This window comes from Shewanella sp. YLB-07 (assembly GCF_009377275.1).
In genome coordinates this window covers 382,122-395,470 of sequence record NZ_VOQB01000002.1, presented here as the reverse complement: position 1 = coordinate 395,470, position 13,349 = coordinate 382,122, and the positions used below count along the sequence as shown (strand labels likewise).

The following is a 13,349-nucleotide window of genomic DNA, read 5'->3' as shown; positions in this document are numbered from 1 at the left end:
CAGCGTGCTTAAGTGCAGATACTTCTACGAAACGGTGAATATGGCGTAGCCATGTGCTTATGAACGAGAGGCATGGATGCCGAACTGGCCTTTAGATAGGATATCATTCAAGCACATCCCTGTGGGCTCTGCCAAATCATCTGACCGCCACGGATGGTGGAAATGCCGAAAAATGTAGGGAACATTTTTGGCCCTGTTTTGGAAGCTCGTAGCCGCATCTACACCTGGCTGTTCTACAAGAATGGGGTCTCTTCGATTTAGCTTTATTACTAGGCTTCCTAGCTCACTTCTGCCCCAAAGTTAGCGAGCCTTCGAATGAAGACTGATTACATTTTTTGTTCGATTCACTTGGCTTAATTCGTATTGGGATTTGTGATTGAAGGTCGTACCTTCAATGTAACCAAACGCCTGTCCGGCGAGGAATGTGCAGCTACTTCTGCGGCGCGCTGTGAATATATCCCTATACGCTCTGCGGCTTCATCCTTGAAGCCGAAGTCCGCAGCCGCACCTGCACTCGGTTATTTCTCTCTTCGATTGTGGTTATGGCTAGTGTTCCGTAACTCACTTATGCCCCAAAATGAGTTAGCGCTTGCACTTGGTTAAATATCTCCTCAACCTTTTTTCGATATTTATTCTCATCAGCGGGAAAGGTCATTTTATCTGTTCAGTAGTGTTTAGACTGTGATATTAGATTTTTGCAGACATCACAGAAATCACGTCTAACGGCTCACTAATTACTATTGAGCAAAAATGCAAATTAGTGTAAATTCAAAGGACTAAAATAGATTACGCATGGTTTTAGGACAAGTGGGCACACAAAGTGTGCGTTTTCATTTCGCACAAAATGTGCATTGGAGGTAATCGTAAAAACCGTTGTGAGTTAAACAATTAGCTATTCGTGTTTTTACTGGCCTAATGAAGTAACTGCGCATGCGCATTATAACAAATGTCATGTTTAAAAAACTTATATTGTAAGTATATTCGCGTGGAGTTTGAATGAAAAAGAAGTCAACTATTTTTATTTCATATAATCATCAAGATAGGGAAATTGTTGATAATATTGAAGTTTTCTTCAAAGATGTTGGAGTTGAACTGTTTAGGGATATTAGACGTTTAGAATACAAAGATTCCTTAAAGCAATATATGGACTCAGCTATTGAGAAAGATTATTTAATGGTAATCGTAAGTTCAGATTACTTTAAATCTGAAAACTGCCTTTATGAATTCAATTTATTATTTGATGAGAAGAATAAAATATTACCCATTGTTAAGGATTCTGAAACATACTCAGAAATTGTTAGCACAAAAATTGCTAAATTTTGGAATGAAAAATTCAAACAAATTGAGATGGATATTCGAAGTGTTGATGATTTGAGGATGATTAGTCAGCTAGAGGAACAAAGAATAAAGATTGAAAAAATAAAAAATAATATAATACCAATTGTCAATTTCATAAAGGATATGAATTCTAAAACATATAAAGATTTATCTGAAGAAGGTTTTAAATCATTATTAGATTTCATTAAACTACCAGAACTATACGTGGCTAAAACCCTACACGTTATTAACAATAGAGACAATGAGAGAGAAGTACTTGATCAACGTGATTTATTTGAGATAGAAAAGGTACTAAAAAGTTCATGTGATAATAAAACGATAATTGAAAATTCATTTAGAAAAGCAGTGATACTCGCGAGGTATTCACATGATAATGATGCAAAAGTTATTTATGAAAAACTATTGAATATGCAATTGTTAGATAATGAACGATATGTTACGTTGTCAAATTACGGCTTGTTACTAACAACTATATATGCTAAATCACAAGATGAAAAAACGTTAACTTATGCAAAATGTATTTATGAAAAACTTGTAAGTGAGTTCTCAAAATATAAAGATGTTAATAGTAATTACGCAAATTTCGTACTTTTTCATTATAATGACTATGGCACTGCGAAAGTATATTATGAAAAAGAATTAAAAATAAACCCAACACATGTAGAAGCATTACATGGTTATTCTGTGTTGCTTTCTATTAGATTAAACAATCCAAAACGGGCAAGGGAACTGTTAGAAAAAGCGTTATTTATTAGACCTGATGATAATAAATTACTATGTAACTATGCATTATTACTTTCTAATAACATTAGGAACAGTTTGGATGCTAAGACGGCCTCACAAGCTTACGAGAAAATTATAAAAACTGAGAAAATGGATAATCGCTTATTGTACGCAGCATACAAAAATTATGAAACATTATTGAATACTGTTATTGGAGATTCAAAATTAGCTGATGAGTGTAAAAGAAAAGCTTTTGTTTTAGAAACTCAAATTCAAGGGCTATAGCGAAAATTGAACATAAACAATTACATCAACACTATTTATTACACTCAGCGTTGTCAGTTTACCGAGTGTTTGTCATTTTAAGGCGTAATGGTTTCGGCGTTGCTCACACCTCAGTGCGGTGGTACGGCATCCCCTAGTTGCTATACTTTCCCTAACCAAAACATTATAAATTAGAGTTTTAACACTAAGCCATTTGTGTCCAAAAATATGGAAAGCATCATTATCTGATTCAAGTTTTGAGCTGATTTTCTCTGAGTTGTAGGGCGACGGTAAAGCATGTCATTCAGAATTGTCCCAAAATGTGTTGGTAGCAACAACTAGGCGATCCAGAACCAGTCAAACATAGCCTGACTTTTTCTAATCGATTTTGACCGTTTTACTCACCGCCCAAAGACTGATTGCCCTATAGCTCGTCGGAGAAAAAAGTAGTATAACTGAGGTTGTTGGGATTCAAAGCGCAGTAAAAGTATGACTAATAGTGTAAACAGTCGATTCCGTAGTTGTCCTGTTTGTAAAGCAGCAATAGGTTCGTAAGCCTAAAAATGGGCATCAAAGGCGTAAGGCTTCTAAGAGGTGGTAGAAAGAATGAGATATTCCGATCATCAACTGAGTTTGCTTAAAAGTCATTGTGAGGAGCTGCTAGTTTTTTGCCAAGATAATACTCGTTGTAGTCTAGATGATACGGATCATCTTGGTTTTATGTCGCAATGTTTTTTGAGTAAACAAAACGATCATATGTCTGCAATATTGAGGTTGCTTCCACACCCTGATGTACAACTAATTTCAAGAACAATGATTGAAGGATTAGTTCAGCTATTATGGTGTTTTAAGGAGCCTGAACAGGCTTTTAAATGGAGGGGGTATGCTTGGATAAATGATTGGCGAGTTGCTCGTGATATGATCAATAACGGAAGGGATGTAGACCCTGAGTATGCTAGCCGTATCGAAAAATTTATTATCGAGAATGGCAATAATTTCAAGTTAAATAAATTCAAAGACAAGCCTATTCCTGAAAATGAAGATCCTTTTCATAAAAATTGGCGGTGTGGTAAATCTTTGAAGGCTATTTCCAAAGATGTTGGTGGAGTTGATCTATACGCTGAACTTTACTCGCCATATTCTGATTGGCAGCATTGGGGGGTAGCTTCAATCGGGCAAATGATAGAAAGAGATGGTAATGGGATTATTTATCGAGATAGTGTAAATTCTATGCTTTGTTCTCCTCTCGCAGTCGCTTTTCAATGCCTATACCAAGTCATGGAACGGAACAATTCACATCACGAACTTGGTATAAAAAATGACCTTGAGAATCTAAAAAATGAATATATTTCTATGCTTCAAGCCTAACAAACGGCTGCATTTCATTCCTGCTTTGGCCTACAGACTAACTTCGATCGCCGATGAGCCGAGTGTTAACGCATCTCTAATTACAATACTTTATCTAACCAAAAGCTCAAGAGTTAGAGCCTAAACACTAACTCATTTTTGTCCATTTATGACTTAGAGTGATCGCTCTAAGTCATTTCTGCCCCATTGTGCGTTAGATTAAATACTCATTCATATCCTGTTGATGTGTATTTTCCCTACTAAGAGTTATCCTATCGGACTTCGTAAAGCACTCTCTCATCATATTAAACAGGCTGAATTATATCAACTTAGCTTCCCTTTCCATCTAAGTTTCGTTAGGGCGGTACCAGATAATATACATTTCATCGTCTTAGAAGTACTATGTTCAAATATTTGAACTGTAGGTGATTTTCATTAATGGAACTAAACAATCTACCTGAGCTAATAGCTATCGTATCCTCGCCTCTTGTCGCCGTGCTGGTAACTTTGTGGCTAAATAAAAAGCATCAGGTTAGACAAGATCGTCTAGATATCTTCAAGACGTTGATGATGACTAGGGAAAACAATGCAAACATGGATTACGTTAAATCTGTAAATAGCATTGATGTAGTATTCTATGATCGCAGTAAGGTTCGAGAAGCGTGGAGAAATCTATATGATGCATACCATATGTCGCCGCCAGATCTTCATAAAGTTCAAAATAGCCATACAAAATTGTTGGAAGTGATGGCGAATGAACTTGGCTACAAAGATCAAATTACGTGGGAGCATATCACGTCTTCTTATTCTCCAAAATGGTTAAACAACGCGCGTGAAAACGAAGCCAAAGCTAAAGAGTTGCATTTGAGACTCCTCGAAACAACATTGCAACAGCAAGTTAAGGCTAAAGACGAACTGCAATCCTAACTGATCTGCTCCATCAATATTGAACAGTGAGTGAAGCAACTTTCCATGCAAGGTTATTTGCTGATTATTAATTTAGGAAAGTGACTGACATATTACTGCTCTTTTACGTGTTAACAGGATAAGTAAATTCATCATAGATCAGCCAATATGGTCTTACACTTTCTAATCAACTTTGCCATTTGACTTGATGCCTATAGATGCCTATAGATGCCTAAAGACTAGGTACGTATATAATTAAATACCTATTAAATACTCATTTTTTTCATTATGTAAAACATGTAAATTCTCAACGAACTAAACTGTTCACCATAAGAGACTGAAAATAAAGTTTATTTTTTCGCTAATAGAGTTTAACGAGCCCCTAGAATTTTAAATTATCTAAATTCTAGTTTTCCCATTCCACATTCAATTGCCTGACGATGGATTTAGTGGTAAGTTACTAAAATCACTATGAATAAATATCGATTTGACGACTAATCAACCTTAGTGTTGCTAGAGTGTTTATCGGGATTTTCGCTAATACGCGGTTATGCACAAGGAAAGACATTTGAGCATCGAGGAGTTTAAACAAGTTCATCCTTGGCCTGACCAAAGCGAGGTCAGTGCTCTTTTTCGTTTTATGCCGATATGCTCAGAAAATACTGAGTTTCTAGAGCACCTTTTCATTGAAAATAAGTTATATCATTCTTTGACTAGTGGGTTTAATGATCCATTTGAAGGTAAGCCTCACTTCACGATGGATAATTCAAAAAACAACGCTAGGGCAATAAGGGAACACCTTAAGAAAGTTGCTCGGAATAATGGAATGAGTAGGAAAAATGCGGAAACTTTGATAAGTAACTCTATGAAAGACCCAAACTTCATTCCTACTTCAATCGCATCTGCCACTGCGAAGATATTTAACGAATTAAGAATTTGCAGTTTTACCACTAATAAAAAAAACTTACTGTTTTGGTCTCATTATGCTAACTCACATAAAGGAATTTGTGTTGAGTTTGATGCCACCATAATGCCGATTGCGTTTGCATATAAGGTTGAGTATAGCAATGACTATCCTCAGATTACCTTTCCTTTACCTCCAGATGAAAGAGCATTCAAGCCAGTATTAGTTAAAGCAAAAGCTTGGGAGTATGAAGATGAATACAGGACCATGTTCGTACCAAGTGCAATGAGATTACCTAATGATGGGGAGTCACTATTGCTGCATTCTAGTACAATAACGGATGTATACCTAGGCTCAGAAATTAGTAATATAGATAAACAAGCAGTGTTAGAAATAATTTTAAAGAGTAATTTCAATCCAAGAATTTGGCAGGCTAACTTATCTAGCAATTCCTTCGATTTAGAGTTCATACAATTAAAGAAGCGTCCGCTGTCGAACTTGTAGAGTCGCGTCCAGTGTGAATGCATCAGAGGAATTTGAAATTACCATGGCGTTTCACAGGGTTTAATCTCATGCGATTAAATATCAAGCACTTTTACCCTTTGACCTAAGGTACTGCATCGTTATAGGCACACTCTATATTGTTGGCAACGTATTGATAGAAACCATGAGTTGCCAGCTTAATTTGAGTTTTTTGTGTTCGCCAATACCTTTTAACACTATTTTTCTTTTGAAGATGACGATGACGATGACGATTTGAATGATACCTTGGGATTCCCTAGATATGGGGGTTATATGCCAACTGGAGTGCATAGCATGGAGATAACAAAACCTTTACCGCCTAAAGATAATGACTTTGAAGCTTTAAAAGCTGGTCTAACTAAATATAATGAATCTTTTACTGGGGCCGTACATAGAGAGACAGTTTCGTCTTTTGTGAAAAATGATTCTGGTGTCATTGTTGGAGGTATTCTGGGAGAAATAAACTGGAATTGGATGTACATTCAAGGGCTTTGGGTTGATGAAAGTATTCGTAAAGACGGTTGGGGAGCAAAACTTTTATCGGAAATGGAAAAATATTCTTTATCAAAAAATACGACCAATATTCGCCTCGAAACAACTACTTTTCAAGCTTTAGGGTTTTACGTTAAAGCAGGCTATTCAGTTTTTGGTGAGTTATCTAATATGCCTCAAGGACACACAAGTTATTTTTTACAAAAACAACTGAGCTTATAACAAGCCCATGTTACGGCCTGTCCTATTGCCATACTTTCCCTAATATCAAAAATCATTTTAAGAGCTTTAACTTTAACCCATTTCTGTCCAGGAACAAGTTTGGCCACTTGTAATCACAGTATAAGCCGTCCCCGTTAAAAATAGTTATCAATAAGGATTATTATCAGTAAAACTAAACTTGCTCACTATTGTGTATTGTTTTTAGTATCTGTGGTTTCTTGCTCAAACTGGAGGGCTAGGCTGGCCCTATGTTGATCGAGTCTATCAAGGCTTGCTTGGTAGCTGTCAAATGAGGGCATTCCTGAACAGAGAGTAATTTTCCCTATGGGATTGAAGATATACTGACTAATGGTATCAATCGATAGGCTGATTTGGCAGTCTTCCTGGGGCTTTGAGCCCAAGAGAATCACTGCGTAGCGGTTGGCTGTATCTTGGTGGGAGCATCAGAAACTCGACGGCCTGTATTGCTATGTCTGTGTTGCTATCGACGACTTGAGTGGCCTCAGTTATCTTAGTGAAGTAATGCCACTCACCCAATTTGGCATTGTTTAGCGATAACACTTGAGGTGACATGGGCAGTTGCCAGATTTCAGGTATAGCGACGGCCTCTTGTTCTAGCGCTAACTGATTAATAATTATTTCGCCAAGTTTCATATTTACCGACATAGCGCCAGCGCTGGCCACCTTACTGCTCAATATATGAGTGTTTACAGATAACCTTTGCCAAAACATCATATCTTGCTCGATAGCTTGAGCGGTCAAGCTCGGCGCTGTGCTATTTCTATTTTGATAAACATCGAGAAGATAGAGTTTCTGTGCGGCTAGCAGGCTTCGAAATGGCAGGGAATTGATAAAGGCGTTGTAATGGGTGCTGTCTTGCCAGTTACTAATATCGAGTAGCTGTTGATACCGTTCGATTAGCCATAGGTTTTCAATTAAAAGCGCTTTAAGCTGGCTTTACAAGCCATCAAAAAATCATCTTCGCTCAGGCAGTTTTCTAGTGGCAATTTAGGTGGCTCATAGCTTGCAGTTTGCAGTTTGCTTAGCATTAGCTTTTTCCATAACGGTTAGGCTTTGCAGTTGTTGCAGACGCTTTAGCCCTTCTGTTATCGGAGAGTCCTCCTTGGGCACATCAAATCCCAATGCAAAAACATAAGCATTGTTATTGAGGTTGTTGAGGATGGAAGTAAAAGCAAAACGCTTGAGGCTAAAAGATAATTTGCAACTTGTTAGCTGACAATATACCTCTCGCTTCACAGCGATAAGTCATTAGCCTTGTCCTCCTACTGATATCTTCCTATCATGGGCTACCCAAATTAAGTCGAATAGCCTAATGACCAAAGCAACTGCCATTATCGTGGGGGCGAACTCCCTTCTGAGCCGTGAAATTGCCAAACAACTTGCGAGTCAAGGTGTTGAACTTGCCCTACTGGCACAAGACCCGGATTCACTGCAAGAGTTTGTCGACTCGCTTCCTACTCAGACACATGTCTTCCCACTCGAAATCACTGCACCGCAGAAGATCATCGCCACTCTCGAACAAGTCTGGGAAAAGCTAGGCGGCGCGCATTTAGTCATAGTGAATACCGGCTTAAACAGTTATGACCCACAGCTCCCTTGGCTGCCTGAGCAAGATATCATCACAGTCAATGTTCAGGGCTACGCGGCTATCTGCAACACAGCATTTAAGCTATTTAGAGATCAAGGCTATGGCCAACTCGCGGCAATCAATTCCATTGCCGGCCTACGTGGTGGCCCGAGTGTGGCTTATCATGCTTCTAAAGCCTTCGCCAGCAACTACTTAGATGGCTTAAGTATGCATGCCCAAAGACTAAAATTACCAATTACTATTACAGATATTCAGCTAGGTTTACTCGATAAGGCCGCGATGCAGCAGAGCCGTTTATGGTTATCCCCACCCGATGAGGTGGCTAGGCAAATCATTAAAGCAATGCAAAAGGCGAAACGTAAGGTCTATGTGACTAAGCGTTGGCTTCTGGTGGCCTGGTTGACTAAGCTATTGCCTGAATTTATCTACAATACGCGTCACTGGCGTACTAAAGCGGAGCGCCTCGCGGCCAAAGCCGAAGGCAAGAAATAAGTCGATAACTGCTCTCGTAATAAGCAGTGAAAGCAAAACAACAAAGGAGCCAATTGGCTCCTTTGTTTTGATTTACGAAGCAGGTTTTACTAAACTTGCTTTACGAATCTTTTTTACGAAACGAGTTTAGAAGGTATAACCTACGCTGACCATATAAACCCAAGGGTCGATATCGGTTTCGATAGTCGTCGGCGAACCGCCAAGATTGAACTTCACGTCGGTACTGATTTGTGCGTACCAGACAGAGGCATTCACTAGCCAGTTCTTATTCACTTGATAGTCGATGCCAACCTGAGCTGCTAGCCCCCACGAACTGCTCATACTCAGATCCGATAACGCCCCACCCAGATCATTGGTGAATTCATTGTCGTAGAAGTTAGTGAAGTTAACTCCGCCGCCTATGTAAGGACGTAACTTGGACTCAGCATTCCCAAAATAGTATTGGACTACTAAGGTAGGCGGTAGCTGCTTAGTTTCGGCTATCTTACCTTCACCAGGCAGAGAAATATCGTGACTGAATGGTGTCGCCGCTAACAACTCAATGCCTATGTTATCGGTCAACATATAGCCGAAGTTAAGCCCTAATTGAGTATTACTGCTCACGCCGAATTCACCGAAGTCCGCTACCTGCTCACTAGAATCGTTCGGTGCGACAACGGCAACACCGGCACGAATGATAATGTCACCAGCTTGATGAGCCGAAACAGAAGCTGTAAAACCTGTAGCCAGTAGGGCGGCCGCGATTAATCCGGAAATGATATTTTTTTTCATCATACTACTCCATTAATACAAGACTAATTGTCGTTTTTATTATCATGCTTATTACATTTGTCGGCATCCTGCCAGATCTAAACCTGTAACAAGTTGATCCAAATCAATAAGCAAGCTAGATACCTACTTATAAGTACCCCAAGGTGACATGCATCACACTTTAATAACAAACATTGAAGATGCACCTTATAATTTAATGACTTAGATCTCACTGCTAACAAAGTCCTAGTGTATTCACTAGGACGTAGTAAAAATTAGGCTACAGACAGAAAAAGTGAAGGTTAACCAAAAGAAACACAGTGGGAGGGATCAGGCTAATTGTAGTTTAGGGTATCGAGTTAACCAGGCTTTCTGGTCTTTTCTTACATTGAATAGTGACAGCTCACGCTTAGGATTATGGGTGAGCTTTAAGTCGAACAGGCTTTCAAATCCAAAAGGTGCAACAAAATCGAAGCGATGATCTTGTCGCGATACATGAATACCAATCGCCGTCTCACATTCTGGCCAGAATGACATGGCATGTTCACAGCTAGTGTAAGGTGCATCACAGTTTCGAATATGCATTCTCGCTTGATTCTTAACCGACCAGGGCAGATGAGGCGCCCATGACTCTAGCTGCTTTTCATAGGCTTTCTCTCGACTCTCACTGAGATCATCCGCATCGAAGTAGATGAGGTCGATATCATTAAGAAGATGGCTCGACGCCCCATGTAACCTATCCCATACCAGATCGCGCACAAACCCAGCAGCTAATAACCATTGAGGCAGATTGAGCTTAATTGCAAACTCTATGGCTTCCATCCTGACTGAATCCTGTTGCAGCCATTGCTCGATCTCATATTGCCTTGTCGACCTTGAATTCACTTTTTGTCCAAGTTAAGAAACTGATGATAAATACTAATCTATACCCGATATGAAACCTAGAAGACTGGGCTATAGTTTGACAGTAAAAGGCGCTATGCCATCCCAAACAAAGGATTGCTCCAGATTGCCATTACGCAAAATATCAACAGTAAACGCTTTCTCCTGTCGGTGAACCTCAATATCGAAGGGCCCGTTAAAAGCGTATATTTTCCGTAATGCCATTTTATCCCAATGCTCAGGCAGACGCGGGGCGAGCAGAAACTCATTGAATCCCATAGGCTCTATGCCGAATAAACCTTCAACAACCACCCTGGCATATAGACCACTTTCTGCCGATAAGTGACGTTGCTCTCCCTCAGGCCAAGCCTCTACAGCATAAGGAACGTGTTCCCCAGTCAATCGCTTGTAACTGTAGTGCTCGAAGTAGGGCCAAACCCGCTCAAGTTCACCGACTTTCATTAAGGCTCTAAATCCATACAGGGTAGAACGGTCCCAGAATGTCTTATCACCTTCTTCAGTCAGCAAGCCATCTATCGTCCATAATTTGTCAGACAATAATGCATCGATCGTCCCCTGCTTATTCGCATCGAAACCGAAGGCTAATGGCAATGCAATCCAGGCCCTGAGCTTATTGTTGCCCTCAAAATATCGGTAAGTCTGATAGCCGCTGATTTCAGCTGAAAAATATTTGATAATTGCAGATTTTAACTGCTTGGCTTCTTCCAACAGGCCCTCAGAAGATTCACCTAACGCAGATTTGAGTCGAGCGGCTCGTATTAGACCGCCATAAGCCAAGACATTGGTGCTTAAATTTGCATTACCAGCTGGAAAGCGCCCCTCAAGCTCATCGCTATCACTGGCGATCACCCCACTCTCTATTCGCTGTCGACGGTTATATTCAAGACACCAATCGATGAGGGGCATTAACTGCTTAGCCGCTGTGGCATCGCCTAGGGATAGCGAAAAATCACTGGCCCCATAGGCAATCATGGCGCAATCTCCACGATCACCAGCCCCGTTCCAAAAACCTTTCCCTTCGGCGATGATAGAAGATGGCAATGGCTTATAATCTGAATTCATGTAACGAGCAAACCAGCTAAAACTATTTAAGGCCGACTCAACGCCTCGCTTATCGCCTAAGTAAGGGAAGAATGGATTCACATACTCGGCTTGATCATTAGCCCAAATGGCGGCGTAATAACGCGTACCACCTGGGCCGTGAGCTAAACCGCCTCGAGTGGAAAAAATTGATTCTGTGGCTCTGAATTTTGCAAACTCAAACATCTGGTTAATCTTGGGATCTGGAGTCTCAAGTTTAAGTGCGCTGCGCCAAGCTTCTACTTGTAGTGCTCTTTGCTCAAGTGCTCGTGCAGGTTCGATATAGATCATTTCATCGGCTAACTTGGCACTGTATACAATAAAGTGCTCCACAATGTCTCCGGCAGAAAGCCGCCTATTTAGCTCATCTGCATCAACAGATATCTGGTAGCTGCCATATTCACCTTGACTCGCTAAAGTGGTCTCCAATTCTCTCAATGGGGTTAATCGCAAACCCAGAACATCTGAACCTTGGTTTTCAAACTGCCAACGCTCAATCAATGCGGGTTCACTTGGGTGAACAGAAATGGTTCGGGTTAACTTGAGGTCTGTGCTCAGCATCTGTACTAAGGTCAACTGGCCATCAAACATCACATCCTTGAGGCCGCCGTGTGTGACTCGCTCCTCATCGATATAAATATCGGGTGCGACTTGGCTTGAAAAATTGCGAATCAAACTGGCATGGGTATCGTTTGGCAGCGTGCGCAACATGGGCCAGACTAAGGTTTTTTCGAGCACCAAGTTGCCATCTGTTCCCAAGCCATAATCAATAACCGCGGAGACTTGCAATCCACTCATCTCTAGCTGATCTTGATGTGGTGAATTCACAGACCAGTGAATGCCGTTATCAGTAAGCTGCCAAAATTGATTAAACGTCGCTATCTTTGCCGGGATCTGTACCTCTTCGACCTTAGCTATTTTGGCATCGTTAGTGGATATATCCTTCTCATCAGTGCAGCCAGCAATCAAGAACAGTATTATCCCGGAGACAAGCAGTAACAATGCCTGGATATCCTGATGAGTGGCCTTGGACTTTCCCCCACATAAGAGACCAGTCTGGCTATTCGGTTCATTGCAGTTAGACCGCTCAGAGCTGTTATTTAGCTCAAGGCTATTGTCTGGCTCAGGGCTGCTCATTAGTTCGAAATTTTTAATAATTTGATGGCTACCAATAAATCGCACAAGACACTCCATGTGAAAAGGTTAACACCAGCTTATTGCATACAATATTCACAATCAAGTAACATTGCTTGAAAATAGCTAATCTAAATAATTACCCTCATCATCTAACTTCCCATCTAACGTCCCAAATGTCAGCCACAAAAAAGGGGCCTTAAGCCCCCTTTAATTCAATGATGTATTAATGAACTAAGTTAACTACCTAACCGCCTTCATCAATACTTCCGTAGTGTATTTACCATTGCTAATAATTGGGAATCTATCATAAGTCTGAAAAATAACCTGATTTTGATACAGGATCATAGCAACGACCCCGTAGTTTATATTTTCTTCTACCGTTTCAGCCGGTAAAATAAATTTAAACGGCACCGGCGCTCTGGCAATATCGAAACTTTTCTGCGCTACTATTGCACCAGGAGTGTCCATATCTATGATGGCGATGGTGATCTTGCTCCCCTGGGGCAGATTAATCTTCTCCAAATATCCAGCAGCACCATTAATGATAATCGGCGGCTCTGCCTCTACTGTCACGCAGGCCGAAAGCGATAGGACACAAACCAATAATATTATGGTTCTTTTCAACATTACCAACATTATAAAACCCTTATTTCAACAAAC

At 40.3% G+C, this 13,349-nt stretch carries 11 protein-coding genes; 6 read left to right on the top strand and 5 right to left on the bottom strand.

Going from position 1 to position 13,349, the window contains the following annotated elements; translation table 11 throughout:
- Positions 1–996: 996 nt before the first annotated feature.
- From FS373_RS05590 to FS373_RS05570, 5 genes are all read left to right on the top strand, one after another.
- A complete protein-coding gene (locus tag FS373_RS05590; protein ID WP_152828903.1) occupies positions 997–2,346 on the top strand; it encodes a toll/interleukin-1 receptor domain-containing protein in 1,350 nt (449 codons plus the stop codon).
- Between the two features lie 585 nt (positions 2,347–2,931).
- On the top strand, positions 2,932–3,693 hold the full coding sequence (locus FS373_RS05585) for a DUF5677 domain-containing protein (RefSeq protein WP_152828902.1): 762 nt from the start codon (positions 2,932–2,934) through the stop codon (positions 3,691–3,693).
- A gap of 417 nt (positions 3,694–4,110) precedes the next feature.
- A complete protein-coding gene (locus FS373_RS05580) occupies positions 4,111–4,599 on the top strand; it encodes a DUF6680 family protein (protein WP_152828901.1) in 489 nt (162 codons plus the stop codon).
- Positions 4,600–5,146: 547 nt separating this feature from the next.
- Complete coding sequence (locus tag FS373_RS05575; RefSeq protein WP_194165805.1) at positions 5,147–5,986, top strand: DUF2971 domain-containing protein; 840 nt, start codon at positions 5,147–5,149, stop codon at positions 5,984–5,986.
- 312 nt (positions 5,987–6,298) lie between these two features.
- Positions 6,299–6,718, top strand: a complete 420-nt coding sequence (locus tag FS373_RS05570) for a GNAT family N-acetyltransferase (protein WP_152828899.1) — start codon at positions 6,299–6,301, stop codon at positions 6,716–6,718.
- Between the two features lie 354 nt (positions 6,719–7,072).
- Here the strand turns inward: FS373_RS05570 and FS373_RS05565 are convergent, their stop codons facing one another.
- Positions 7,073–7,480 (bottom strand): hypothetical protein, encoded by a 408-nt coding sequence (locus FS373_RS05565; protein ID WP_152828898.1) that lies wholly within the window; start codon positions 7,478–7,480, stop codon positions 7,073–7,075.
- 571 nt (positions 7,481–8,051) lie between these two features.
- Here FS373_RS05565 and FS373_RS05560 point away from each other — a divergent pair.
- Positions 8,052–8,819, top strand: a complete 768-nt coding sequence (locus FS373_RS05560; protein ID WP_152828897.1) for an SDR family NAD(P)-dependent oxidoreductase — start codon at positions 8,052–8,054, stop codon at positions 8,817–8,819.
- Positions 8,820–8,945: 126 nt separating this feature from the next.
- Here FS373_RS05560 and ompW read toward each other — a convergent pair whose 3' ends face one another.
- From ompW to FS373_RS05540, 4 genes are all read right to left on the bottom strand, one after another.
- Positions 8,946–9,590 carry an outer membrane protein OmpW gene (gene ompW, locus FS373_RS05555; RefSeq protein ID WP_144049054.1) on the bottom strand — a complete coding sequence of 215 codons (645 nt, stop codon included), beginning with the start codon at positions 9,588–9,590 and terminating at the stop codon, positions 8,946–8,948.
- A gap of 309 nt (positions 9,591–9,899) precedes the next feature.
- Positions 9,900–10,454 (bottom strand): nucleotidyltransferase family protein, encoded by a 555-nt coding sequence (locus FS373_RS05550; protein ID WP_322619449.1) that lies wholly within the window; start codon positions 10,452–10,454, stop codon positions 9,900–9,902.
- A gap of 69 nt (positions 10,455–10,523) precedes the next feature.
- On the bottom strand, positions 10,524–12,734 hold the full coding sequence (locus FS373_RS05545; protein ID WP_144047414.1) for a hypothetical protein: 2,211 nt from the start codon (positions 12,732–12,734) through the stop codon (positions 10,524–10,526).
- Positions 12,735–12,929: 195 nt separating this feature from the next.
- Positions 12,930–13,325 (bottom strand): YbaY family lipoprotein, encoded by a 396-nt coding sequence (locus FS373_RS05540; RefSeq protein WP_144047415.1) that lies wholly within the window; start codon positions 13,323–13,325, stop codon positions 12,930–12,932.
- Positions 13,326–13,349 lie beyond the last annotated feature (24 nt).

Excerpts from the sequence above, each read along its gene's own strand:
- FS373_RS05590 (WP_152828903.1), top strand. The coding sequence starts at position 997 with ATGAAAAAGAAGTCAACTATTTTTATTTCATATAATCATCAAGATAGG.
- FS373_RS05585 (WP_152828902.1), top strand. The coding sequence starts at position 2,932 with ATGAGATATTCCGATCATCAACTGAGTTTGCTTAAAAGTCATTGTGAG.
- FS373_RS05580 (WP_152828901.1), top strand. The coding sequence starts at position 4,111 with ATGGAACTAAACAATCTACCTGAGCTAATAGCTATCGTATCCTCGCCT.
- FS373_RS05570 (WP_152828899.1), top strand. The coding sequence starts at position 6,299 with ATGGAGATAACAAAACCTTTACCGCCTAAAGATAATGACTTTGAAGCT.
- FS373_RS05560 (WP_152828897.1), top strand. The coding sequence starts at position 8,052 with ATGACCAAAGCAACTGCCATTATCGTGGGGGCGAACTCCCTTCTGAGC.
- ompW (WP_144049054.1), bottom strand. The coding sequence starts at position 9,590 with ATGAAAAAAAATATCATTTCCGGATTAATCGCGGCCGCCCTACTGGCT.
- FS373_RS05540 (WP_144047415.1), bottom strand. The coding sequence starts at position 13,325 with ATGTTGGTAATGTTGAAAAGAACCATAATATTATTGGTTTGTGTCCTA.